This is a genomic window from Cecembia lonarensis LW9, from assembly GCF_000298295.1.
Taxonomy (GTDB): Bacteria; Bacteroidota; Bacteroidia; order Cytophagales; family Cyclobacteriaceae; genus Cecembia; species Cecembia lonarensis.
On the sequence record NZ_AMGM01000052.1, the window covers coordinates 1 to 24,591 of the forward strand.

22 protein-coding genes and 1 pseudogene are annotated in these 24,591 nt (G+C 39.5%); 12 read left to right on the forward strand and 11 right to left on the reverse strand.

The genetic code is table 11. From position 1 onward, the window contains the following. Positions 1-167: 167 nt before the first annotated feature. From B879_RS14415 to B879_RS14430, 4 genes are all read right to left on the reverse strand, one after another. Positions 168-446 carry a GNAT family N-acetyltransferase gene (locus B879_RS14415; RefSeq protein WP_009185930.1) on the reverse strand — a complete coding sequence of 93 codons (279 nt, stop codon included), beginning with the start codon at positions 444-446 and terminating at the stop codon, positions 168-170. 11 nt (positions 447-457) lie between these two features. After that, positions 458-1,336 carry a pirin family protein gene (locus tag B879_RS14420; RefSeq protein WP_009185931.1) on the reverse strand — a complete coding sequence of 293 codons (879 nt, stop codon included), beginning with the start codon at positions 1,334-1,336 and terminating at the stop codon, positions 458-460. A gap of 15 nt (positions 1,337-1,351) precedes the next feature. Next, positions 1,352-2,230, reverse strand: a complete 879-nt coding sequence (locus B879_RS14425; protein ID WP_009185932.1) for a pirin family protein — start codon at positions 2,228-2,230, stop codon at positions 1,352-1,354. A 76-nt stretch (positions 2,231-2,306) separates the two neighbouring features. Further along, positions 2,307-2,894, reverse strand: coding sequence for a Crp/Fnr family transcriptional regulator (locus tag B879_RS14430; RefSeq protein ID WP_009185933.1), 588 nt, complete (start codon positions 2,892-2,894; stop codon positions 2,307-2,309). A 132-nt stretch (positions 2,895-3,026) separates the two neighbouring features. Here B879_RS14430 and B879_RS14435 point away from each other — a divergent pair, with 132 nt between their 5' ends. Then, positions 3,027-3,269, forward strand: a complete 243-nt coding sequence (locus tag B879_RS14435) for a DUF1456 family protein (protein ID WP_009185934.1) — start codon at positions 3,027-3,029, stop codon at positions 3,267-3,269. 5 nt (positions 3,270-3,274) lie between these two features. Here B879_RS14435 and B879_RS14440 read toward each other — a convergent pair whose 3' ends face one another. From B879_RS14440 to B879_RS14455, 4 genes and pseudogenes are all read right to left on the reverse strand, one after another. Beyond that, the gene (locus B879_RS14440; RefSeq protein WP_009185935.1) at positions 3,275-4,408 is read right to left on the reverse strand and encodes a DUF4221 family protein; all 1,134 of its coding nucleotides are present in this window, start codon (positions 4,406-4,408) and stop codon (positions 3,275-3,277) included. 211 nt (positions 4,409-4,619) lie between these two features. Next, a pseudogene (locus tag B879_RS14445) lies at positions 4,620-6,192 on the reverse strand (Rne/Rng family ribonuclease). 183 nt (positions 6,193-6,375) lie between these two features. Then, positions 6,376-7,194 (reverse strand): tetratricopeptide repeat protein, encoded by an 819-nt coding sequence (locus B879_RS14450; RefSeq protein ID WP_009185938.1) that lies wholly within the window; start codon positions 7,192-7,194, stop codon positions 6,376-6,378. A gap of 21 nt (positions 7,195-7,215) precedes the next feature. Then, positions 7,216-7,524, reverse strand: coding sequence for an HU family DNA-binding protein (locus tag B879_RS14455; RefSeq protein WP_009185939.1), 309 nt, complete (start codon positions 7,522-7,524; stop codon positions 7,216-7,218). A gap of 161 nt (positions 7,525-7,685) precedes the next feature. Between B879_RS14455 and mutY the strand changes: the two genes are divergently transcribed. From mutY to B879_RS14480, 5 genes are all read left to right on the forward strand, one after another. Next, the gene (gene mutY / locus B879_RS14460) at positions 7,686-8,759 is read left to right on the forward strand and encodes an A/G-specific adenine glycosylase (RefSeq protein WP_009185940.1); all 1,074 of its coding nucleotides are present in this window, start codon (positions 7,686-7,688) and stop codon (positions 8,757-8,759) included. 51 nt (positions 8,760-8,810) lie between these two features. Beyond that, positions 8,811-9,257 carry a single-stranded DNA-binding protein gene (locus B879_RS14465; RefSeq protein ID WP_009185941.1) on the forward strand — a complete coding sequence of 149 codons (447 nt, stop codon included), beginning with the start codon at positions 8,811-8,813 and terminating at the stop codon, positions 9,255-9,257. 62 nt (positions 9,258-9,319) lie between these two features. After that, complete coding sequence (gene gldE, locus B879_RS14470; RefSeq protein ID WP_009185942.1) at positions 9,320-10,669, forward strand: gliding motility-associated protein GldE; 1,350 nt, start codon at positions 9,320-9,322, stop codon at positions 10,667-10,669. Positions 10,670-11,073: 404 nt separating this feature from the next. After that, positions 11,074-15,567 (forward strand): glutamate synthase large subunit, encoded by a 4,494-nt coding sequence (gene gltB, locus B879_RS14475; RefSeq protein ID WP_009185943.1) that lies wholly within the window; start codon positions 11,074-11,076, stop codon positions 15,565-15,567. 3 nt (positions 15,568-15,570) lie between these two features. After that, positions 15,571-17,049 carry a glutamate synthase subunit beta gene (locus B879_RS14480; RefSeq protein WP_009185944.1) on the forward strand — a complete coding sequence of 493 codons (1,479 nt, stop codon included), beginning with the start codon at positions 15,571-15,573 and terminating at the stop codon, positions 17,047-17,049. A 185-nt stretch (positions 17,050-17,234) separates the two neighbouring features. Here the strand turns inward: B879_RS14480 and B879_RS14485 are convergent, their stop codons facing one another. After that, on the reverse strand, positions 17,235-17,729 hold the full coding sequence (locus tag B879_RS14485; protein ID WP_009185945.1) for a DUF4890 domain-containing protein: 495 nt from the start codon (positions 17,727-17,729) through the stop codon (positions 17,235-17,237). A gap of 160 nt (positions 17,730-17,889) precedes the next feature. On the opposite strand from B879_RS14485, the gene B879_RS14490 reads away from it, so the two are divergent. Continuing rightward, positions 17,890-18,339 (forward strand): gamma-glutamylcyclotransferase family protein, encoded by a 450-nt coding sequence (locus tag B879_RS14490; RefSeq protein WP_009185946.1) that lies wholly within the window; start codon positions 17,890-17,892, stop codon positions 18,337-18,339. Positions 18,340-18,343: 4 nt separating this feature from the next. Here B879_RS14490 and B879_RS14495 read toward each other — a convergent pair whose 3' ends face one another. Further along, complete coding sequence (locus tag B879_RS14495) at positions 18,344-19,696, reverse strand: NAD(P)/FAD-dependent oxidoreductase (protein ID WP_040400804.1); 1,353 nt, start codon at positions 19,694-19,696, stop codon at positions 18,344-18,346. Positions 19,697-19,973: 277 nt separating this feature from the next. Here B879_RS14495 and B879_RS14500 point away from each other — a divergent pair, with 277 nt between their 5' ends. The 4 genes from B879_RS14500 to B879_RS14515 all read left to right on the forward strand — a co-directional run bounded on the left by B879_RS14500 (position 19,974) and on the right by B879_RS14515 (position 21,945). Then, the gene (locus B879_RS14500) at positions 19,974-20,681 is read left to right on the forward strand and encodes a YebC/PmpR family DNA-binding transcriptional regulator (RefSeq protein ID WP_009185948.1); all 708 of its coding nucleotides are present in this window, start codon (positions 19,974-19,976) and stop codon (positions 20,679-20,681) included. 54 nt (positions 20,682-20,735) lie between these two features. Further along, positions 20,736-21,311: an inosine/xanthosine triphosphatase gene (yjjX, locus tag B879_RS14505; RefSeq protein ID WP_009185949.1), complete on the forward strand. Its 576-nt coding sequence runs from the start codon at positions 20,736-20,738 to the stop codon at positions 21,309-21,311. 81 nt (positions 21,312-21,392) lie between these two features. Further along, complete coding sequence (locus B879_RS14510; RefSeq protein ID WP_009185950.1) at positions 21,393-21,707, forward strand: thioredoxin family protein; 315 nt, start codon at positions 21,393-21,395, stop codon at positions 21,705-21,707. Beyond that, positions 21,688-21,945: a DUF6952 family protein gene (locus B879_RS14515; protein ID WP_009185951.1), complete on the forward strand. Its 258-nt coding sequence runs from the start codon at positions 21,688-21,690 to the stop codon at positions 21,943-21,945. Before B879_RS14510 ends, B879_RS14515 begins: the two co-directional genes overlap by 20 nt. A 64-nt stretch (positions 21,946-22,009) precedes the next feature. Here the strand turns inward: B879_RS14515 and B879_RS14520 are convergent, their stop codons facing one another. Beyond that, positions 22,010-22,996 (reverse strand): hypothetical protein, encoded by a 987-nt coding sequence (locus B879_RS14520; RefSeq protein ID WP_009185952.1) that lies wholly within the window; start codon positions 22,994-22,996, stop codon positions 22,010-22,012. Between the two features lie 73 nt (positions 22,997-23,069). Here B879_RS14520 and B879_RS14525 point away from each other — a divergent pair, with 73 nt between their 5' ends. Continuing rightward, a complete protein-coding gene (locus tag B879_RS14525; protein ID WP_009185953.1) occupies positions 23,070-23,978 on the forward strand; it encodes a M28 family peptidase in 909 nt (302 codons plus the stop codon). The last annotated feature ends 613 nt before the right edge of the window (positions 23,979-24,591 follow it).

Sequence of the window (24,591 nt, forward strand, 5' to 3'; positions counted from 1 at the left end):
AGTTTATTTCTATGAAAAGTAAAACTACCTTGTTATTTACAACAGGATAATAGCTCTCTATTCATAATGCACACAATGGTAGGGTCAAATGAAATTCTTAAGTCTTACCTTGACTCGTTTAAAACTTTCAAGGCATCAAGGTTCAATCATTATACGATAAGATCGTTTTAGAGCACATCTTTTATGGATGCTGTTTTATCAAAAACACTTTTGGCATATGGGCATAAGGGAATGATTTTAAGCATGTTTTCCCGGGCAAAGTTTACTGCCGCCATGAGCATTTGATTACCTACATTTTTCCCCTTGAATTCAGGATTTACCTCGGTATGGTCAATAATAAAACGCTCCTTTCCTGCCCAAGAGTAGGTCATTCTCCCCGCTTCCTTTCCATCTTCCGAAGCTTTGAAATAGCCTTTGCTTTCTCTGTCAATTTGCTCGATGTTCATGATAAGTGTATTTATTTTTTCCAGTTAGGGTAAGGGACAAATTCAGTTTCCCCAGACACTTTGGGGAATTTTTGGGCGATCCAATCGGCTTTTGCTTTAGCCAGCCTTTCTTTGCTGGAAGACACAAAGTTCCAATCAATGTATCTTTCTTCCGGGAAAACCTCTCCTCCGAAAATATAGACAGTTGTGTTTGCCTTTATCCCAAATTCACAAAGCTTGGCATCCTTGGCGATAAGGATGTGCTTGGGTTCATATTCATTCCCTTCACTAGAAATGCTACCATCAAGAATATATAGAGCACTTTCTCCATAAAGCTTATCCCCAATACTCAGATGCTTGGCTTCTTTACTCTTTATTTCAATAAAGTAAAGAGAACTATACACGGGCACAGGAGACTTCTTTCCCAAGGCTTCTCCGGCAATCAGTTTATATTGAACGCCATCTTCTTCCCAAATAGGGATTTCTTCAGCAGGAATATGGGTAAAAGAAGGCTCCGTCTCTTCAAGTGCTTTGGGTAATGCTACCCAAATCTGTAAACCATGGAGGCTTTTGTCTGTATATCTCAGGTATTCAGGACTTCTCTCTGAATGCACCACCCCTTTTCCGGCTGTCATCCAATTGACGGCACCAGGTTTAATTTCAATCTCACTGCCAATACTGTCCCTGTGCATGATCGCCCCTTCAAACAAAAATGTAAGGGTGGAAAGTCCTATATGAGGATGTGGAAGCACTTCCATGTTTTCCCGCGCACTCATTTTAACTGGACCCATATGGTCAATGAACACAAAAGGTCCCACGGACCTTTTCTGCCGGAAGGGGAGCAGCCTACCGACCATAAAATTGCCTATATTGGTAGCTCTTTCTTCAATGATTAAACTGATATTGGACATAAGCTATAAGTTACATTATTCCTCCAAATAGCCAAACTTACCCTGATTGAAATCATCAATGGCCTGAATGATTTCCTGATGGCTGTTCATGACAAAAGGTCCATGTGCTGCAATAGGCTCATTTAAAGGTTCCCCGCTCAACACCAACACGATCGCTTTTTCAATTGCTTGGATAGTGAAGTCAGTCCCTTCATTTTCCAACAGCACAAAGTGATCCGTTGGTACATTTTCGACCTCATTTACCAAAACACTTCCTTCAATGACCAATACGCCTGTACTAAAATGGCTCGGGAAACTGAATGTTGCCTGTCCTCCTTTTTCCAATTTTGCATTCATCATATTAACAGGAGAAAATGTACTGGCGGCTCCCTTTTGTCCTTGAAACTCCCCTGCAATGATTTCAATCAAACCTGCATTATCAGGAAGATAATACTTACTGATCTGTTCGTTGGAAATCCCTTGGTATTTGGGAGTGGACATTTTGTCTTTGGAAGGAAGGTTGACCCAAAGCTGCACCATCTGAAAATCACCACCTGCTTTGCTAAAGTTTTCTTCGTGGTATTCTTTATGCAATACCCCTGAAGCAGCAGTCATCCATTGCACATCCCCTTCTCCGATTACACCACCTCCTCCACTACTGTCGTGGTGGGCAACCTTTCCCTTATAGGCTATCGTTACAGTTTCAAAACCACGGTGAGGATGAACACTTACGCCTCTTGGCTTATCGGAAGGAGGAAGATGGAATTTGGAATTATAGTCTAACATAATAAAAGGATCCATACGTTTCATGTCCATGCGGTAGGCACTTGGAATAAAATTATGGACCCTAAACCCGTCCCCAACAAAATGAGGCGTTCTTGGAGGTACTACCAACTCAATATTTCTCGTCTTCATATCATTTATTTTATTTCCTAAACAAAATTAGGGAGAAGAAAACGCTACTGCATTGACCTATGGTAAGAAGTATGATCTACTTGAAATTTTGCCTGGACAGCCCTTTTCTTACCCTACTCAGGCTTTCCGGTGTAATCCCAAGATAAGAGGCTATCATCCATTGGGGAATTCTTAAGGTTAAGTCAGCATATAAGTTAATAAATTCAATATACCGTTGTTCTGCACTGGCCCCAATCAATAAATTGATTCTCTTTTGCAAATGTCGGATATGGTTCTGCAATAGGTATTCATTGTATGTTCGAAACTCCGCACTGATGCTAGAAGCCTTTTCGATAAATTCCTGATCAAAAACGACGAGCTGTGAATCCTCAAGCACATCAATGGAAAACTCGGAAGGTGTACCAAAATAAAGACTTCCCCGCTCTGACATGAACCAATTTTCAGAAGCGAACTGGACGATATGTTCCTTCCCGTTTTCGTCTGTGGAGAAAAGCCTTAAAAGTCCTTCTTCTACAAAAAACATATGCTTACATACCTGTCCTGCAGTTAATAGCACATCATTTTTCTTTAATTGTCTTCGAGAAATAAGCTCATCCAGCAAGGGGAGGTGCTCTTGTTTTACATGTACTGTTTGACTCAGGTATTTTAAGAATGGACTATCCATGGCATAGGCTTTAATAGATTAATTTATTAAAAAAAACATCACTAAAAAAAGCAGGCCCTATTCGGTCACGCCTTTTACTTGAAGTTAAATTTCTTCTCCTGTTTCATGTAAGTATTTTTCTAATTTTAAATCTTGAACGCCATACAAACAAAAAAAACACTCAGCAACAATGTCATCTTAAGAAAACTAAAGATTGCTTTGAACATGAGAGACGAAGATATTTTAGAGGCCTTGGCATCGGTGGATTTTAAGTTTGGAAAGCACGAACTTAGTGCCTTATTCCGTAAGCCCAACCAAGCCCAGTACAGACCTTGTAAAGATCAAGTCTTGCGTAATTTTTTAAGGGGCTTGCAGAAGAAATATAGGACTGTTTGAGGGCTTTAATTGGAAAAGTTAAGTCTAATAAATCCTAGCTCATCATCAACATTTGTAAAGTACCAGAGTTTCCCATCTTTGGCAAAGTACTTCACACTTTCTGAGTTGAACTCAGGAACTTCTCCTTCTGAGATCAGGTTGAAGTCTTCGTCAAAAACTGTAAGGAAAACTTTTGTTTCTTTAGTTTGAGGAAGAAAGGAATTCTCCTGTTTAATATCAGAATACACTCTTTGGGCAGATAAGCGCAGGTATCTTTTATTTACCTGGTCCCAGACTGGTGGACTGAATTTTACCTGCTCTAAAAATCCTTGATAGGTATTTTGTAAAATATCAACTGAAACTATCCCTTTTTTGTCAACTTGTTTGACGCTTTTAGGAGTCAAAGTAGGCTCATATATGACTTTTTTCACCTGCTGCCCTGCTGCATTGAAAATGTAAATTTCATTGGAAAAGTCATGGCTAACCATAACATAACCGTTTTCTGAAGTAAGATGTACCATGGGATCTAAAAAGAAGTATCTCCCATCATCATCAAATTCCAAAATATTGTTTTGATATGCTTTTTCCATATCTATCTCAAGCCTCTTCTTTGTATTGGTTTCGACTGACATTACATCCAGATGAATGCTTCTATCAAAACTAAACGCTAGTCCAAAAACCTTCATCGAATCGCTATATTCCAAGACCAATTCATTTCTGAGCATTTGAAAATCATCCCCATCATTTACTTTCGACCAATCTGCGCTTTTTAAGAGCCTACCGTTTTTATCGTATACTCCAGATTTTACGGACCCCTTAATAAAAAAAAGTTCATCCTTCAGCGCATAGATATAAATGATATTGCTTGTGCCGTTTGGACCTTCTTTGTCAAATGGGATGTTTTGTACATATTCCAGTTGATCCAAGTTGATTACATCTATTGAGTGATCAAACTTATTGAATAAATAGATTGCGCTCTCCTCCATATTTAGGGCCGAATTGGTGATATTTCTGGACAGGTCCAAATTTTTCTCTTTCCCGTCAATCAATACAGTATCCAATTGATAAGAGAAATTATTCTTTAAATCAGCTGTCTCTTTTTTCCCACATGAAAAGAGAAACGCTAAAAATAAAAAGGCATAAGCTGTTGTGTATTTCATAAATCGTTGTAACTATAAACTAAGATATAACATTAACAGTTTCCAAAAAACTTAATTTTAGTTAATCAATCTTTAATCAAAGCTTATAAACTGTGAAATAATCCTTTTCGATCTCCCAATCCGGCTTCTCCATGGCCCATAGTTGACCATGGCAAAGTATGATGTTTTTTGCGAAAATTTTTGACAAAAAAGAACATAAAAAAAGCGGGACCTATTCGGTCTCGCTTTTTACTTGTAGTTCAATTTCTTCTCCTGATTCATCCAGGAATTTATACTCCGTCACAGGGAGGGAAGAGTCTTTGATCAGTCTTACCCATTTAAAGTATTTGAAAAACCACCTTACCCTTTGTGAAATAATTCCATGCGTAAAATAGGCATAAAGGTAAGGGTGTAATCCGATGTGGATATTTGAAACGTTTTGGATCGTTGCAATATGTTCGAGATCTTTTTCTAGTTTATCAGCCACCAATATAGATGCCTGAATTTTACCTGTGCCACCACAGGATGGACAGGTTTCTTTGGTGACAATGTTGACTTCCGGTCGCACGCGCTGCCTCGTGATCTGCATCAGACCAAATTTGGTCAACGGCAGGACGGTATGTTTGGACCTGTCATCTTTCATCGCCTCCCGCATCGCATCATAAATGGCCTTTTTATTATCGGCCTTTTTCATGTCGATGAAGTCTACGACGATGATGCCCCCCATATCCCGGAGGCGCAATTGTCTGGCAATTTCTTTTACTGAGACCAAATTGGTTTTCAAAGCCGTATTTTCTTGGTCACTTTCCTGATTGGACTTGTTTCCACTGTTGACGTCTATGACGTGAAGGGCTTCAGTATGTTCAATAATCACATAACCGCCCTGTGGAAGACTGATAGTCTGCCCAAACAAGCTTTTAATTTGCTTCTCGATTCCAAAATTTTCAAAGAGCTTAGCTTTTCCATTGTAAAGCTTAACAATTTTTTCCTTTTCAGGGGCAATAGATCTGATATAAGACCTGATTTGATCATAGATCAATTCATCCTCTACGGTGATTGCATCGAATGATTCATTGAGCAGGTCTCGAATAATCGAGGAGGCCATACTCATTTCTCCAATAACTTTGTCGCGTCCCTTGGCTTTGGCCAGTTTTTTCATCCCATCTTCCCAGGTGCTCAGTAGGTTTCGAAGATCCTTGTCCAGTTCTGTGACAGACTGACCTTCAGCCACTGTTCTGATGATAACACCAAAATTAGAGGGCTTGATGGAGGTAATTAAGCGTACCAGCCTCTTCCTTTCATCTGCCGAACGTATCTTTTTGGATACATTGACGGTGTCTGAAAAAGGAACCAATACCAGGTAGCGACCAGCGATGGAGAGCTCACAGGATAGTCTTGGTCCTTTGGTGGAGATAGGTTCTTTCACTACCTGCACCAAGACCTGATTGTTTTTTGAAAGTACATTGGAAATTTTTCCAAGCTTTTCAATATCTCCTTCTTTTTCTAAACCCTTTCAGGTTGAAACTCTGGTAATTATTGTTCTTGACCAGCTTTGTAAATTTGTTTAGGCTATTGATTTGAGGTCCCAAGTCCTGATAATGCAGGAAGGCATCCTTTTCATAACCTACATCAATAAAGGCTGCATTGAGCCCATTGACAATTTTACGCACTGTGCCCAGATAAATATCACCGACCTTAAACTGGTTTTCTCCACCTTCTGAGTGGAGTTCGACCAAGCTTTTGTCTTTAAGAAGGGCAATCCGACTACCGTTTTGAACAGAATCAATTATTAGTTCTGTGCTCAATCGTGTCTGATTTTAAGATTTAAATGAACGTTTACTTTAAAAACTCAAAAAGAAGAAGTGTATTACTTCTTCTTATGTCTGTTTTTTCTAAGTCTTTTTTTACGCTTGTGCGTAGCGATCTTATGTCTTTTTCTTTTCTTACCGCAAGGCATAGTTTTAAAGATTTAAAGTGGAACAATTATTTTAGAGCTTTTCCAAGTAGCTTTCCACACTGGCCAAAACCATAGGATCAGTGGTCATGCTTTGAACTTCCTGAAATTGCCTTTTTGCTTTGTTAGTTTGTTTGGACTCAAAGTAGCTGACAGCCAAATAGAACTGTCCCTGAAGGTGGTCTGGATGATAACGCACCAGTTCTTCAAAACGTTCCGCGGCCCTTTTGTATTGACCTGATTGCATGGATAATACGCCCATATTGAAAAGCCCATCCTCATTGGTTGGATCTTCTTCCAAAATCTCCCTCAACATGGTAATACCTTGCATAGGGTTTGCAGATGACACATAGGTCATGGCCACTTTGGTTTTTAGATCCAATCGCTGCGGGTTGACTTCCAATACCTTATTCAGATAAGTTCGGCTTTTATCAGCCAAGTATGCTACTTTTTGTTCATTTAGAGCAAATGTATAGGCCTCATAATACGCCTCACCAGTTTTCTCCCAGGTTTGAAGGTTATCCAATTTCAATGCTGCCTGTTCTAAGAAATAAGCGGCAGAATCAAATTTACCTACCTGAGCGTAAATCAGTGCTAAGGTATCAGCCAATATTGCAAATTTTTCCTTGTCCGTTTCTCCCTTTAATTTACTCGCTATAGCATCAAGGGTCTCCCTTGCCTCTTCCGATAAAGGGGCATCATGAAGTGTTTCTACCGAAGGGCCGGAAATATTACCTTGATCCACTATTTCGGCATTTCCTTCTTCATTGTCCACTACAACTCTAGGAAGAGAATATAGCAGACCAATGACAGCAATACCGACAACAAGTATGATAATTTGGGATTTTTTCATAAGGAAAGAAAGCTCTCAGGATTAATCCTGAGGAGCTAGTTCTTTAATTTTTTTGCTGTTCTTAATTTTCTCAATGAAAACCTTAGAAGGCTTGAATGCCGGAACATAATGCTCGTCAATAACGATAGCCGTATTTTTGGAGATGTTTCTAGCGATTTTCTTAGCCCTCTTCTTGTTGATGAAGCTTCCAAAACCTCTTACATAAATATTCTCTCCCTCCGCCATGGAATCTTTTACTACTTTGAAGAACGCCTCAACGGTCTGAGTCACATCGTCTTTCTGGATTCCAGTCTTTTCGGAAATCTTGGTGATTACTTCTGCTTTAGTCACTGTTTGCTGAATTTAAATTATTATCGAATAAGCTTAACGACCTATTAACCAACTATTTTTGGGACTGCAAATTTATACGAACCTATTCAATATAAAAACAAAATGTACAAATTTAGATTGAATTGTTTAACATTGTCTTAATCTAATAAGTAACGTAAATTTTGAGTCCTAAAGTATTTTCCGAAAGAATCTTAGAGTGGTATGGTGTTCACAAGCGTGATTTGCCTTGGAGAAACACTGAAAATCCATATTTCATTTGGCTTTCTGAAATCATTTTACAGCAAACAAGAGTAAGCCAAGGATTACCTTATTTTGAAAAATTTGCTGAAAATTATCCTTCCATAGAGGCATTGGCCCAAGCCCCCGAAGAAGAAGTCATGCGTTTATGGCAAGGCCTTGGTTATTACAGCAGAGCAAGAAACCTGCACGCATGCGCTAAGGAAATCTTTGAAAACAGACAATCCACATTTCCCAAAACATACCGAGAACTGTTACAATTAAAGGGCGTGGGGAGTTATACTGCTGCTGCCATAGCTTCTTTTGCTTATGGAGAACCTGTAGCGGTGGTAGATGGAAATGTCTTTCGTGTTTTGAGCAGGGTATTTGGCATTTCAGAAGATATAATGAGCAGCAAAGGGAAAAAAACCTTTGAATCATTTGCCAATATGCTCATTCCGAAGAATTCTGCTGCAGCCTACAATCAGGCGATTATGGAGTTTGGCGCCCTACAATGTGTACCCAAAAGCCCTGACTGTAGGTCCTGCCCCCTAAAGGAAGGTTGTTTTGCTTATCAAAAAAGCATGGTAGATCAATTGCCCGTCAAATCCAAAAAACTAAAAATCAAAGAAAGGTTTTTTCAGTACAACCACATAGTATGTGGGGCTTATACTGTTGTAAAGCAACGAGGCAAAGGAGATATCTGGCAAGGACTTTTTGACTTTCCACTAAAAGAAGTAGCATTAACAACCTCTCTATCAGAACGGGCACCTTATGTATTTGAGCCTAACGACAATATTGAGACACAAAGTGTCTTAGAAGATCCCCATATTTATAAACACATACTGACACATCAAAGAATTTTTGCCAACTTTGTGAAGTTCGTGATTAGGGAACAACATAAAATCAACTTAGAGAAGTGGGCGCAAGCCAAGGGTTTTTTGCTAGTGGATGAAGACCAACTGGAGAGTCTGGCAAAACCTAGGTTGATTTTGAGGTATTTGAATGAAGAAAAATAATCCCTAAATTTATTCATGAACTTTTTGTCAAACGATTAAACAATACAGATTATGGCCGGAGTAAACAAGGTAATTTTATTAGGTAATTTGGGGGCAGACCCAGAAGTAAAGCATTTGGAAGGAGACAAAGTGGTAGCCAACCTGAGATTAGCGACCACAGAAGCCTACAAGGACAAAAGTGGTAACAGGGTAGAAAACACCGAATGGCATGATTTGGAGCTTTGGGATGGACAGGCAAGAATAGCAGAGCAATACCTTAAAAAGGGCATGCAGCTCTATGTAGAAGGTAAAATCAAGTCAGATACCTGGCAGGATGAACAAGGTAATAACCGTAAAAGAACGAAAATACGGGTACTCAGCTTTACCATGTTAGGGGGCAGGCCTGATAATGCAGGTTCACCTCAATCTAACACGGGCGCCTATACCGGATCCACGCAATCCATGCCAAGTACTTCTGTACCAGCGGGTCCTGCTGATGATGATGATCTTCCATTCTAAAGAATTTTTTGAAGTTTTGCTTAATAATTGATTAATTTTGCAATCATCAGTCATTTAATTTGATGGACGACCCATACCCGAGTCTTATGCTACTGGCTGAAATCAATCAGGTTTCAGCCAGCTATATATTGATTAATGTAATCATTTTTGTAATCCTGCTACTGGCCTCAGGCTTGGTTTCAGGCTCCGAAGTAGCCTTTTTCTCACTCAATGCTGAAGATATATCCGAAATGGATGACCGCTTAGACAAGCGGGCGGCTAAAGCGATACAGCTAATCGAGTCACCTAAGAATCTCTTGAGTACAATATTGATCCTGAATAACCTGATCAATATCGGTATTGTCACCTTGACCACTTTCTTTACCTGGAGTTTGTTTGGACTCAACGCAACAGGTATTTTAATTATCATTGGTCAAACCGTTGGGGTAACTTTTGCCATTGTCTTTTTCGGGGAAATTGTACCCAAGGTATATGCCACTAAAGCTAAAATGGAATTTTCACTATTCATGGCGCCCTTCATTTATTTTTTTTCCATATTTCTCAAACCCCTCTCTTTTTTCTTGATGACATTAAGTAATATCATTGAGAAGCGCATAGAAAAAAAAGGATATTCCTTATCCGTAGATGAACTGAATCAGGCCCTTGAAATTACTACAGAAGATACCACTGATGAGGAAAAAGACATTCTTAAAGGCATTGTCAACTTTGGAACTCTTTCAGTGAGGCAGGTAATGCAATCCCGAATGGACATTACGGCTGTGGATTTTGAAACAGACTTTCATGAGCTGATGGATAAAATCAATAAAAGCGGCTATTCACGTATTCCAGTCTACAAAGAAACCATCGACCACATTGCTGGTATTCTTTACATCAAAGATCTTTTGTCTCATATCGAACAAGATGAAAATTTTGAATGGCAACACCTGATTAGAAAAGGTTTTTTTGTACCGGAAAACAAGAAAGTAGATGCCCTACTAAAGGACTTTCAAAAAAAGCGTGTACACATGGCCATTGTCGTGGATGAATATGGAGGCACATCTGGTTTGGTAACCCTTGAGGATTTGATTGAAGAGATTATTGGAGAAATCAACGATGAGTTTGACGATGCAGATGAATTCTTCTTTAAGGAAATTGATACCCATACCTTCGTATTTGAAGGCAAGGTCTCTTTGAATGATTTTTGTAAAAAACTGGATATTGACCAGCAAATATTTGACGATGTCAAGGGAGAAAGTGAATCCTTAGGAGGACTGTTATTAGAAATCAATTCTAATCTCCCAAAAAATGGGTCGAAAATCAGGTATGCTAATTTCGAATTTACCATCCTCGCTGTAGATGCCAAACGCATAAAAAAAGTAAAAGTACACCTACTTTCTGAAGACAAAGAAACCCTAGGTCACAATGAAGATTAACACTTTTTTATAAAAAATAATATTTTTTTATCTGTAAAATAATGAAAATTTTATTTTTCGGCTATCCTTGTTGGTTTCTTTCACGATCCTAATTTTTTTAAAATACTTTTGAAAAGTTTAGAAAAAAATTCGGAAAATCACATTAAACCATATATCGAATAATTCAATGCTTATTTAAAAATTATGGTTTAAATTTAAACCTCATTTTTATTGTTTGGCATATTTTTAAAAAAACACCATTATAAATACAGCCCACAAATAATTTTTATTTTAAGCAATTTACTCAATTTATTGATGTAAACTATTCATAATAAATCCCTATTTATTGCCTTCACTTTAAAAAAAGGAAATTTTTTTGTAAATTTTGCAACCAAAAAATGAAAAACCTATTAAACAAAATATAAATGAATCAAGGACTTTATCGTGATGTTTTCGAACACGATTCCTGTGGGATTGGGGCGGTTGTAAATGTAAAAGGAATAAAAAGCCACGAAACCATCAGTGATGCGCTGTACATGCTCAGCAACATGGAGCACAGAGGGGGGAGGGGATCTGATCCCAAAACAGGTGATGGCGCAGGCATCCTCATCCAACTACCCCATTTATTCCTGCAAGAAGTCACCCGAAGGGCTGGTTTTGAGCTGCCTGAAACAGGGAGCTATGGTGTAGGCATGACCTTTTTCCCGAGAAACAAGCAGTTGTACAAGAAATCCAAAACTTTGCTTAATAAAATCATCACAGAGTTGGGATTCAAGCTTCTCGGTTACCGGGATGTTCCTGTTGATGAAACAGTACCAGGTTCAGGTGCTCTTGAAGTGATGCCCAATATAGAGATGGTTTTTGTCGCTCACCAAGATGGTCTTTCAGATATTGACTTGGAGAGGAAGCTCTATATCTTAAGAAATTATGCTTCCAAAACCATTAACAGCACCGTACCAGGTGTGAATTCAGCATTTTACTTTGCAAGTTTTTCAGCTTTCACACTGATCTACAAAGGGCAGCTGCGTACTGATCAGGTATTGCCTTTTTATAAGGATTTGCAAAACAATAAAATAACCTCAGGATTGGCCATAGTACATTCCAGGTTCTCTACCAATACTTTTCCCAACTGGAGACTGGCGCAACCATTCCGATACCTGTCCCACAATGGAGAAATTAATACCATTCGGGGCAATCTTAACAAAATGAAATCCAAGGAAACACTGATGCGTTCCATGTATTTCACGGATGAAGAGTTGGGAAAAGTCATGCCCGTAACAAATAAGCAAAATTCGGATTCTGCCAATTTGGATGCCTTAGTGGAGTTACTCACACTGAGTGGAAGATCCTTACCCCATGTGATGATGATGCTGGTGCCAGAAGCGTGGCAGGACAACCAAATGATGGATAAAGACCGTAAAGCATTTTACAAATTCCATGCAGCTTTAATGGAGCCCTGGGATGGTCCTGCAGCTTTGATTTTTACTGATGGAAAATCCATTGGAGCCACACTAGACAGAAACGGTTTAAGACCTTTACGTTACTTTATCACCAACGATGACCGATTAATCCTTTCTTCCGAGGCAGGCGCACTCCCTATTAGAGAAGCCACAATTACCGAAAAGGGCAGAATAAGCCCAGGAAGGATGCTTTTGGCAGATCTGGAGAAAGGTAAAATTACATTCGATGAAGAAATTAAATCTTCTGTATGCGATAACAAACCCTATGATAATTGGGTAAAAGAAGAGCGTCTCAAGCTCCGGTTGATGCCGGATCCGGTACAACTCGATTACCCGTATAGTACAGAGGAGATCAAGCAGCGTCAGACAATATTTGGATATACTTCAGAAGAAATAAAAGTAGTGCTTTCGCCCATGGGAGAGTCAGGTTATGAGGCTATTGGCTCTATGGGGGCAGATACGCCTTTGGCAGTGCTTTCCAAACAAAGTCAGCACATTTCCAATTACTTTAAGCAACTCTTTGCACAGGTCAGTAATCCTCCCATCGATCCGATTAGGGAAAGATTGGTAATGTCCTTATTTACCAGAATCGGGGAAAGTCATAATATTCTGGCAGAAAGCCCCAGACATACGCGTCAGATTCATATTTCCCAACCGGTACTGCTCAATGAAGATTTACAAAAATTAAAGCATTTGGATGAACAGGGATACAGAGCAGTTACCCTTTATGCCCACTTCGAAGCTGATCATGAACCTGGCAGGATGTTGGAGGCATTGAACCAACTCTGTAAAGAAGCAGAAGGGGCGATATATGCAGGGAAAAATATCATTATCATTTCTGATCGCAACAGTACAGACAAAAAAGCACCTATCCCTTCCCTTCTGGCAATCGGTGCCGTTCACCATCACCTGGTAAAAAAGAAAATACGAACCAGAGCAGGGCTGGTAGTGGAAGCAGGGGATATCAGAGAAACCCATCACTTTGCCACCGTAATCGGATATGGTGCTTCTGCCATCAATCCTTACCTGGCTTTAGAATCATTGATTCATTTGAAGGAGAAGGCTGCCTTGGGAAAAGAAATTTCACAAAAGCAACTTTTCCTGAATTACCAAAATGCCATTGGCAAGGGGCTATTGAAAGTTCTTTCGAAAATGGGCATCAGTACGCTTCAATCTTATCAGAGCGCTCAAATTTTCGAAGCCATTGGTTTAGGGCCGGAAGTGATAGACCGGTGTTTCAAAGGGACCATCAGCCGTATATCAGGAATTTCTTTTGATGAATTAGCGGAAGAAGTACTGATTCGGCACCGTGCAGCATATCAAGCAGAAAGTCCAGTTTTGGAAACTGGAGGTGTTTATCAATGGAAAAGAAGGGGCGAGAAGCACCTTTTCAATCCGGAAACCATCCACTTATTACAAAAATCAACAAGGCTAAATGATTATGGCCTATACAAAAAATTTGCACAGAAAATCAATGATCAAAGCAAAGATGCCCTGACACTCAGAGGGCTTTTTGAATTCAAAAAAAGAATTTCCATTCCATTAGAAGAAGTGGAGTCGGTTGAGTCCATATTAAAACGTTTTGCTACTGGCGCCATGTCATTTGGCTCGATTTCCCATGAAGCCCACTCCACATTGGCTATCGCTATGAACCGTATTGGAGCAAAGAGTAACAGTGGGGAAGGTGGTGAAGATGAGATAAGATTTGAAAGAAGTCCAAATGGGGACTGGGAAAGATCTGCTATCAAACAGGTAGCTTCGGGAAGATTTGGTGTTACCAGCAATTACCTGACGCATGCAGAGGAAATTCAGATCAAAATGGCACAAGGCGCCAAGCCTGGGGAAGGCGGTCAATTACCTGGGCACAAGGTGGATGAATGGATTGGAAGGGTGCGGCATTCTACCCCCGGAGTTGGTTTGATATCACCACCTCCACACCACGACATCTATTCTATAGAAGATCTGGCCCAGTTGATTTATGACCTTAAAAATGCCAATAGAAAAGCACGGATAAATGTCAAGCTGGTCTCCCAAGCAGGGGTAGGTACAGTAGCTGCAGGTGTGGCCAAAGCCCAGGCAGATGTGATATTAATATCTGGAGCAGACGGAGGTACTGGAGCCTCACCCCTCAGTTCTATAAGGCATGCCGGCCTTCCTTGGGAGCTGGGCTTGTCTGAAGCACATCAAACCTTGGTGAAAAATAATTTAAGAAGCAGGGTGGTACTCCAAACAGATGGACAGTTAAGAACAGGAAGAGACATTGCCATTGCTACCCTTTTGGGTGCGGAGGAGTGGGGAATTTCTACCGGAGCCCTGGTTGTAGAAGGTTGTATCATGATGCGTAAATGTCATTTAAATACTTGCCCGGTAGGCATTGCCACACAAAACCCAGAGCTCAGAAAACTATTTACCGGTGACCCTGACCATGTGGTCAATTACTTTATGTTCCTCGCACAGGACCTAAGAGAAATTATGGCATCCTTAGGATTTGCCACAGTTGACGAAATGGTAGGACAAAGTGATGTACTCAAATCTTCTAGTCACCTTGATCACTGGAAATGGGATAAAGTTGACTTGTCTCCTATTTTCCACAAAGTAGAAGTGCCTGATCATGTAGGCATCTACAAGCAAATTGATCAGGAGTTTGAGCTCAAGAAAGTATTGGACAGAAAACTACTCAAGGAAGCCCTACCGGCTTTGGAGCAGGCCAACCCAGTCAAAGGTACATTTAAAATTAAAAATACAGACCGTTCGGTGGGGGCCATGCTCTCAAACGAAATCTCCAAAATCTATGGTTCACCAGGTCTTCCTGAAGATACCGTGCATTTCAAGTTCACCGGTTCAGCAGGACAGACTTATGGAGGCTTCCTTGCCACGGGACTGACTTTCGAATTAGAGGGCGAGTCCAATGATTACTTTGGAAAAGGACTTTCCGGTGGAAAACTTATCGTCTACCCCAGTCGAAATGCCCGCTTTATATCGCATGAAAACATCATTATAGGCAACGTGGCCTTTTATGGAGCTACTTCCGGAGAAGCTTTTATCAACGGAAAGGGCGGAGAGCGGTTCTGCGTAAGGAATTCAGGTGTAAAAGCGGTTGTTGAAGGCATTGGTGATCATGGTTGTGAATATATGACAGGTGGACTCATGATAAATTTAGGAGAAATAGGGAGGAATTTTGCAGCCGGAATGAGTGGCGGAATTGCTTATATACTCAAAGAATACCTGCACTTGGTCAACCAGGAAATGGTAGATCTTGATCCATTAAACGAGGACGACTTTGTGACAATAAGGGAAGCCTTGGATAAACATGTTGCTTGGACCAATAGTGAACTGGGTAAAGCATACCTGGAAAACTGGAACGAATATCGGGAAAGGTTCATCAAAGTTATTCCAAGAGACTTCAAAGAAGTATTAAGAAAAAAAGCATTAGAACAATCTAAAACATTGGTGTCATAAGAGATGGGAGCGAAAGAAGGTTTTTTACAATTTAAGCGGGAATTACCGGCATCACGGGAACCAGAAGAAAGGATCCATGACTATAAAGAAATTTACAAACCATTTGATGGGGAAAAATTAAACCAGCAAGCCGCAAGATGTATGGATTGCGGCATACCCTTTTGTCATCAAGGTTGCCCTTTGGGTAATGTGATTCCCGAATTCAATGAGGCGGTGTATAGGAATGAATGGGAAGAAGCATTTCTCATTCTTAAAAGCACAAATAACTTCCCGGAATTTACCGGAAGAATTTGTCCTGCTCCTTGTGAGGCCTCCTGTGTACTAGGGATCAACAAAGATCCAGTAGCCATTGAGTTGATAGAAAAAAGCATTGCTGAAAAAGCTTATGAAATGGGCTTTGTTCAAGCGAGACCACCCAAAAAAAGGACTGGAAAATCTGTGGCAGTCATTGGGTCAGGACCGGCAGGTCTTGCCGCAGCCGATCAACTCAACCAGGCTGGTCATGAAGTTACTGTTTTTGAAAAAGACCAAAAGCCTGGTGGCCTTTTGAGGTATGGTATCCCAGATTTCAAATTGGAAAAATGGGTGATTGACCGAAGGCTGGAAATCATGGAAAAAGAGGGTGTGATTTTCAGCAATGGTACCGAAGTGGGGTTCAATATCAAAGCTGAAAACATCCTGAGAAATTTTGATGCCGTCATTCTTGCTACTGGCGCCCAACAACCCAGGGCGTTAAACATTAAAGGCTCTGATCTGAAAGGTGTACATTTCGCTATGGATTTTCTGGGAAAACAAAACCAAGTGATCGCAGGAGAATTACCGGAAAACCCTATTTCTGCCAAAGATAAACATGTGGTAGTAATCGGGGGAGGGGATACAGGTTCAGATTGTATTGGCACGTCAAACAGACAAGGAGCCAAAAGTATCACACAATTGGAGTTACTGCCCAAACCACCGCAGAAAAGAACAGAACTAAATCCATGGCCTGAATGGCCCATGACATTGAAAACGTCGAGTTCTCATGAAGAAGGTGCTGATCGGGTTTTTTCTATTTTGACCAAGGAATTTGTGGGCAATGAAAAAGGAGAAGTTACCGGATTGGTTTTGGTGGATTTAGAATGGAAAGAAGAGGAAGGAAGAATGCAATTTGTAGAAATTGCCGGAACAGAAAGAACAATCCCCTGTGATCTGGCATTTATTGCTATTGGTTACACTGGACCGGCTCAAAATGGTCTGTTAGGTGCCTTTGGCGTAGAAACCTTGATGAATTCCTTACCTAAATCCAAAGCCTATCAAAGTACAAACAAAAAAGTATTCCTTGCCGGAGACATGAGAAGGGGACAATCTTTGGTTGTTTGGGCTATCTCAGAAGGTAGAGAAGCAGCAGTCAAGGTGGATGAGTATTTGATGGGAAGCTCAGCCTTACCCAAAAAAGATGAGGGATACTATGAAATTGAAGAAGATTTATTCCAAGAACATTGACCGCAATAAGCCTAAGATAAAAGAGTAAGCAGAAGTTAGTTGATTGAAATGGCCTTTTTTAAATATAGGCCTACATCAAAAGAGCAGGTTCCTGACCTGCTCTTTTTGGGTTTTGACACAAAAAAATCCCGGTCATCGACCGGGATTTTTTCAATCAATCAACCAACCTAATCTATTATGAAAATTTATTTATCTGTACTTTTTTTACTTCTATTGCGAACTTGTTTTTGCTTTCCTTTTTGGGAGGATCCTTCCACATGTGGGCCTTTACCTTTTCGCATTTCAGTCCCTCGATGACCTCTTGGCCCTTGAGGGCCGTATTCCCCCCTTTGACGGTTACTTTCTCTCATTTCAGCCCATTTTTCTGCTTGCTCAGGATTCAGGATGGACTCTACCTCTTTGATTTGCTCTTGCATTTGTACACGTCTTCCTTCCCTTCTTTGATCGGCTTCAGCCCTTCTGGCGTCCATTTCTGCTTGTCTTTCCTGTGCATTTTTAAGGTTAATATGATAGATCCTATCTTTTTGTTCATCGGTAAGTTCAAGCTGCTCGGCCATTCTATTGGTCATTCTTTCAGCCCTCTGTTCTGGTTTTGGCATTTCTCTTGGCCCTCCACCTCTCTGGGCAAATACGCCTAAGGAAAGAGAAAACATTACGACAATCAATAATATCTTTTTCATGGTTTTGTCATTTATAAGGTTAATGTTTCAATCAGCCAACTATTTTACGTCCCCGGGCAATTGCGCTTTTTTTAACTGATTTTGATAATTAGACCAAAGTAATCAGTCATGGTTTAATAAGCATAAGTGAATATTCTGTTAACAAATCTTAAATTGCCACATGGAAAAATTTTATTATTTTGGTTATGCCAGTAATCTCGATGTGGAGACCCTGAAAAGCAGATTAAAATCAGAACCAGTAAATTTAGGTGTTGCTGTCCTTCCACATTTTGGCTTTAGATTTAACTACCCAAACCCTGACGGATCAGCCAGAGCCAATATTATTGCCTCCAAAAATGAATCAGTATACGGCTTGTTATTTGAAATAGATGAAGAAGATAGAAGCTACTTTCTCAATTCAGAACCTGGCTATGAATTGGTAGAAAAGGAGGTATTTACTGCAAAGGGAAAGCTTTCCGCATTCACATTTGTATCTTCAAAAAATGAGTCTGGCATATTTCCACATGAAAATTATTGGAAAACAATACTTAAAGGTGGAAAAGAAAATGGCCTTCCCAGAAGCTATCTTTCCCAAATAATAAATCGGGCAGGATCAAGTTCGCTCCTATAAAAAATTAAAGCTCATAATCTCTATCCTCTATCAACCACTCACGCTTTGAAGGCTTTACATACCTTGGGCGTATCAACAGTCTAAGGCTTGGATCAAAGGCCAAATATTTCCAAGCCCAATTGATAAATATCTGTAGCTTATTTTTTACACCCAAAATGGCCATCAAATGCACGAATAGCCATACAAACCATGCAAAAAAACCCCTGAACCTAATAAATGGCAAATCTGCTACCGCCATTTTCTTACCAACAGTAGCCATAGAGCCTAAATCTTTGTAACGAAAGGCGCTCCACGGCTTGGCTTTAAGATCTGATTTCAGGTTTCTGGCGAGGTTATCAGCTTGTTGGATAGCGACTTGGGCAACTTGTGGATGACCATTGGGGAATTTTCCTTCTTTAAGAAGACATTGATCTCCTATGACATAAATATAATCCTCCCCAATAAGTCTATTGTATTCATCTACAAGCATCCTTCCATTTGGAGCAATTTGATCAGCGTCTATTCCTGGCATAAGATTAGCCTTCACCCCGGCTGCCCAAAGCAATGTTATGGTTTCAATAGATGGCTTTTCCTTCAGTTTTACAGTAAACCCATCATAATCTTCCACCATAGTATTTAACATGACTTCTACCCCCAGTCTTTGCAGGTATTCCAGCGCTTTTTCCCTTGACTTTTCTGAAAGTCCGCTGAGAAGCGTGTTTCCGGCTTCGATTAATATCACCCGCATATTCTGAAAACTAAGTTGGGGATAGTCTTTTGGAAATACTGTATTTCTCAATTCCGCAATAGATCCTGCCAGTTCAACTCCAGTTGCACCACCCCCCACGATCACTACATTCATGATCGGTTTTCTTTCCTTTTCATCTGCTATATTAACAGCGCGCTCATAATTAGAAATGATTTTATTCCTGATATATAAGGCTTCTGAAGTAGTTTTCATTGGGGCAGCGTAACGGTGGATGTTCTCATTTCCAAAATAATTGGTGTTAGCCCCTTGGGCAAGAACCAATATGTCATATTCCAATGTGCCTAGATTGGTATAAATACGTTTTTCTCTTTTATTAATTTTCTTCACAATGGCCATCCTGAACAGTACATTGGAAGAACTATGAAATAATCGTCTTAAAGGAAAAGAAACAGCATTTGGGGGTAATGCGGCGGTAGCCACTTGATATAAAAGTGGCTGAAAAATATGGTAATTATTTTTATCCAGAAGTACAACCTGATAATCTGTAACTGATAATTTCCTGGCCAGTTTGAGTCCTGCAAACCCAGCTCCGATAATGACTATTCTTTTTTTATCATTTTTGGGAATATTTGGAATAACAGTTGTCGGGTCTTGGGCTTCTGAGGTCATATCGTCAAAGTTTAAAGTTTGATTAGCAATTTTTAACCGAGGCACAGCGCCTTGGATTGGTTCGGCCTTCATTTACTTGGAGCCTTTGATAGATTCAACGGTATTTACAAAATAATGATTTTTAAAATCCAGATTAGCGGCTGTTTCCGAATAGAATCCACACAATTTAGCTTTAAAATTTGTATAAATTTTGATTATTGGTGCATAATGGGCCTTGGCATGGAAGCGATTAGAAAAGATTTATTAATTTTACCGAGCTTTTAAAATCTGTCAAAAAATGGGAAGAGCATTCGAATTCCGAAAAGAGAGAAAGTTCAAAAGATGGAGTAAAATGTCTAAGGTTTTTACCCGCCTAGGCAAAGAAATAGTGATGGCTGTAAAAGCCGGGGGGCCTGACCCTACCAACAATTCAAAATTGCGGACGGTTATCCAAAATGCCAAAGGGGCAGCTATGCCAAAGGACCGTATAGAAGCAGCAATAAAAAGGGCCTCAAATAAAGACGAAAAAAACTACGAGGAGTTGGTATATGAAGGATATGGTCCATTTGGGGTAGCCGTAATTGTTGAAACTTCTACGGACAATACCAACAGAACCGTAGCCAATATAAGGCATTATTTTACCAAATCAGGTGGTTCTTTGGGAACATCTGGCTCAGTAAGCTTCATGTTCAATAAAAAAGCCGTTTTCCGGTTTGCCCAAAATGAGCTGGATATGGAAGAGCTGGAACTGGAACTGATTGATTTCGGTTTGGAAGAAATTGCAGAAAACGAGGGTGAAATTTTTGTTTACACAGCTTTTGAGGATTTTGGAAAAATGCAAAAAGCCTTGGAAGACAGAAATCTTGAAATTATCAATGCCGATTTTCAATGGTTCCCTGCCACTACCGTGGAATTAACCGATGAACAGGAAGAAGAAATAAACAAAATGATAGAACGTTTGGAAGAAGATGATGATGTGAATCAGGTTTTCACTAACGTTGCTTAAATAAAATTGACTGTAGGTGCGATATCTACAGTTTTTCTTTTTTAAATACAAAAAATGAATTTTCCCAAAAGACGTAATATCCAAGAAGACCTGCGACAAAAGTTAATCATTGTGGGAAGCAAAAACCCGGTAAAAATTTCCTGTACGGAGGCCGCCTTTCATCAGGCATTCCAAGGATCTTTTTTAGTAGAAGGGTTGAATGTAAGTTCTGATGTTTCCGATCAACCTTATGGTGATGAAGAAACGTTTCAAGGTGCCTTAAACAGAGCCAGGAATTCCAAAAATGTTTTCCCTGAAGCTGACTATTGGGTGGGAATAGAAGGAGGTGTGGATTTAATCCAAGACGAAATGCATGCTTTTGCCTGGGTTGTGGTTTTAGATAGCAATGACCATATTGGCAAAGCAAAAACTTCCACATTCTTTCTTCCAAAAGCAATTGTGGATTTGGTATCAAAAGGTATGGAACTGGGGGAAGCAGATGATAAGGTTTTTGATCGAAGTAACTCTAAGCAAGAAAATGGCGCTGTGGGAATCCTTACCAATGGTGCAATTGACCGCAAAGAATACTATCAACAAGCGGTCGTCCTGGCACTCATTCCTTTTTTGAAAAAAGAGCTCTATACTGTTTAACCTATGCCTTATAGAAAAAAACTATTGGTCATTAAAGCCGATAGGTGTTATTTTTGCAGATTCAAATAAAACTTTAGTAAAATGTTACAGGAATTAAATACCGATACTTTACAGGAATTAGTAGAAAACAACGATAAAGTAATTGTGCAGTATGGCGCTACTTGGTGTGGCAGTTGCCGTATCATGAAACCTAAAATGAAACGGCTTTCAGGGGAATATGAAGGTGTGTCATTTGTTTATGTTGATGCGGAAAAACTTCCTGAATCTAGAAAATTGGCACAAGTCACCAATTTGCCCACATTTGCAGCTTTTAAATCCGGAAAACTGATCAATCAATCTCAAACCAATAAGGAAGAAGTACTTAAATCACTGATCGATGAGATTGCCAATAATTAAGCATATACTAGGTTTTATTGAAAACAATGACGAAGATTGGGTTCATGAAACTATCGAGCTTCTTGAAAGCATGACAGAGATACCCTCTTTAAAAGACGAGGAAATAGAGGTGATGGGAGAATTACTCTCAAACCTTTATGGAAGTTTGGAGGTTAATCAAATGATAAAAGAAGGGGTGGATAAAAAAGAGGCCATGAATGCCTTTATGAAAAGGGTTACAGGTGCCATTGATAAATAAAGCCAAAAGTTGTTTGATCACCCATTAAACACACTGAAGCTTATTAAGGGATCTTTTGGATCCCTTATTTTATTTGTAGGTTTTTCAAAAATCCTGTAAGAGCCTTTCTCCAATCCGGGTCTGCATCCCACTCAGGCCCTATATATAATTCATCGCGCACAATAAGTCTGATATAATACTTAACCACAATCCTGGTTTTTTCTTCAGGGTTATCAATGGATAGCCCCATGGATTGCATCAAATCTCCTTCTTTACCCTCCAGCCTCATCAGAACAAACTGAATCCTATCCCTCACCAATTCAGCATCTCCCCTTGGATTGGTCAAAAACTCATACTGATAGGGGTAATATGCATCTAATAGCTGTTCTAAGCCAGACTTTTCAGCTTGTTGTTCAGCGATGACAGCTTGTTCACTTTTTCCGAGCAAGTCATACCGGTAACTCATTAGAAGCCCCGCATCACCGGCAGCACCGGACAGTGGAATACCCAGTTTAAAAGCATCAAGATTTAAAGGATTTCTATTAAAAAACCTCCTTACACTTTGCAGGCCTGCCTCAGAATTAGGGAATTCCGGTACTTCCAGGACCAAAAAATTCCTGCTTTTAACCTGTTGTCCCATGGTCTGTAATGATTGTTGCAAACTCTCCAGGTTTTCTGCTTCCATACCCCAAATGCCCATAGCAGGAACCAAAGCCGCATTGCCGGTAAAAGGTGCAATATGAAGGGATATTTGACTATTATTTTTCCGGGTAATGAGTACGATAGCACTTATAAGTCTTTTAGAAAAAGCTGAAGCATACCCCGCTTGTACTTCTTGGGAAAGTGTAATATCTTCTAATTCATAGTAGCCAACAGGGTCTCCCCCGATCGCCAACAAACTTTCATGAATACTTTCTGCAATATCCTGCCATTCAAGGGAAGGTCTCGCCTGGGGAGAAGAAGAAACCAAAATCACAGATTTACCCTCTAAAAAATAATCTGGAAGGCCACTTTGACTAAAAGCATTGAAAAATTGAAAGAAAATTAACAGCAACACTGAAAGATATTTCATAAGTCTTTGAATCTGGATATAAATCCTTTGCTAATTTTACGAATATACATAACGATAAAAAATATATCTCAATATGAATAATTTAATAAGAATTTTATGGGTAATTTTTTTACTCACCCCACTCATCTGCAAAGCCCAAAAAATTGATGAAGAACAATTAATTCAAGATATGGCCTATTTGGCATCGGATGAACTGGAGGGAAGAAAGCCCCTTTCGGAAGGAAGTCTTAAGGCTAGGGCTTTGTTCAAAGATAGGTTTACCGAACTGGGCCTGACTTCCCAATACCGGGATTTCACACAATATTTCAGTTTCAGAAACAGAAGGGATGGAAAATTATATGAAAATGCTGCAAACATTATAGGTTTCATTCCAGGGGAAAGCACTGAAAAACTCATCGTGATTACGGCCCACTATGACCATTTGGGCAGGCAAGGAGATAAAATTTTCAATGGGGCAGATGATAATGCTTCTGGAGCAGCCGCCTTGTTGGCTTTTGCAAGCTATTTTATAGAAAACAGACCTCAACATTCCATGATGTTTGTTGCGTTGGATGCCGAAGAAATGGGGCATCAAGGAGCAAAAGCCCTGGTAGCAGACTTCCCGTTCCCTTTGGACCATGTTGTCCTAAATATCAATATGGACATGATCAGTAGAAATGAGAACAATGAACTTTATGCAGCAGGAACTTATCATTATCCTTTTCTCAAACCACTTATCCAGAAAGTGTCCGAAGGAAGAACCCCCAATTTATTGTTTGGTCATGATGAACCTGAAATGGGAAGGGACGATTGGACCTTGGCATCAGACCATGCACAATTTCACTTGAAAGGAGTCCCTTTTATCTACTTTGGGGTAGAAGACCACGAAGATTACCACAAAGAAACAGATACCTTTGAGAATATACAGACAGATTTTTATATAAATGCGGCAAATCTTATACTTGATATTATCATGTCCTTGGATAAAGATTTGGTACAGTAAACCTTCGTTTTATCTGTAATTGAAAATATAATTAAACAACATAAATAAACAAATAAAATATAAAACAATTCCGATAAAAATTATTCTTTATGTTTTAGGTTGTTAACCTTAACCTCCCCTTAATTTACATATTTTCACTAACTCCCTGAGAAGCATAAAAATTCTAGTTCTAAAAATCTTTAATATTAGATAAAACCAAGAAAATGACACAGGGAATAAAATTTGGTTTGGCTTAATTATCCACTTTTTGATCGAGGGTGAATTCTGTAAAAAACTCATTTACAGAAAGATATCCACAAAACGGCAAACCGCTACATTTTGCTAAAGTATTGGTTAACAACTATTTAACCCTAACTAAAACTGCCTTGTGGATAAGTGTGAATAATTGTGGATAAAAAATGGTCAAAAAATTTGACCATTCATTTTGTGCATTTTTCAAGCTTTTTGATAAACGGTGGAACATGAATTTCGAATATCCGTTTATGGTTTTGTTATGGGTTATTACTGAGAATTCGGAATATTATTCTAAAGTTAACTTGAATGAGAGACACTTACCTCTCAAACACAATCAGTAAGAGAAAAATCTAAGTTTAAAATTTTATATTGATCATAA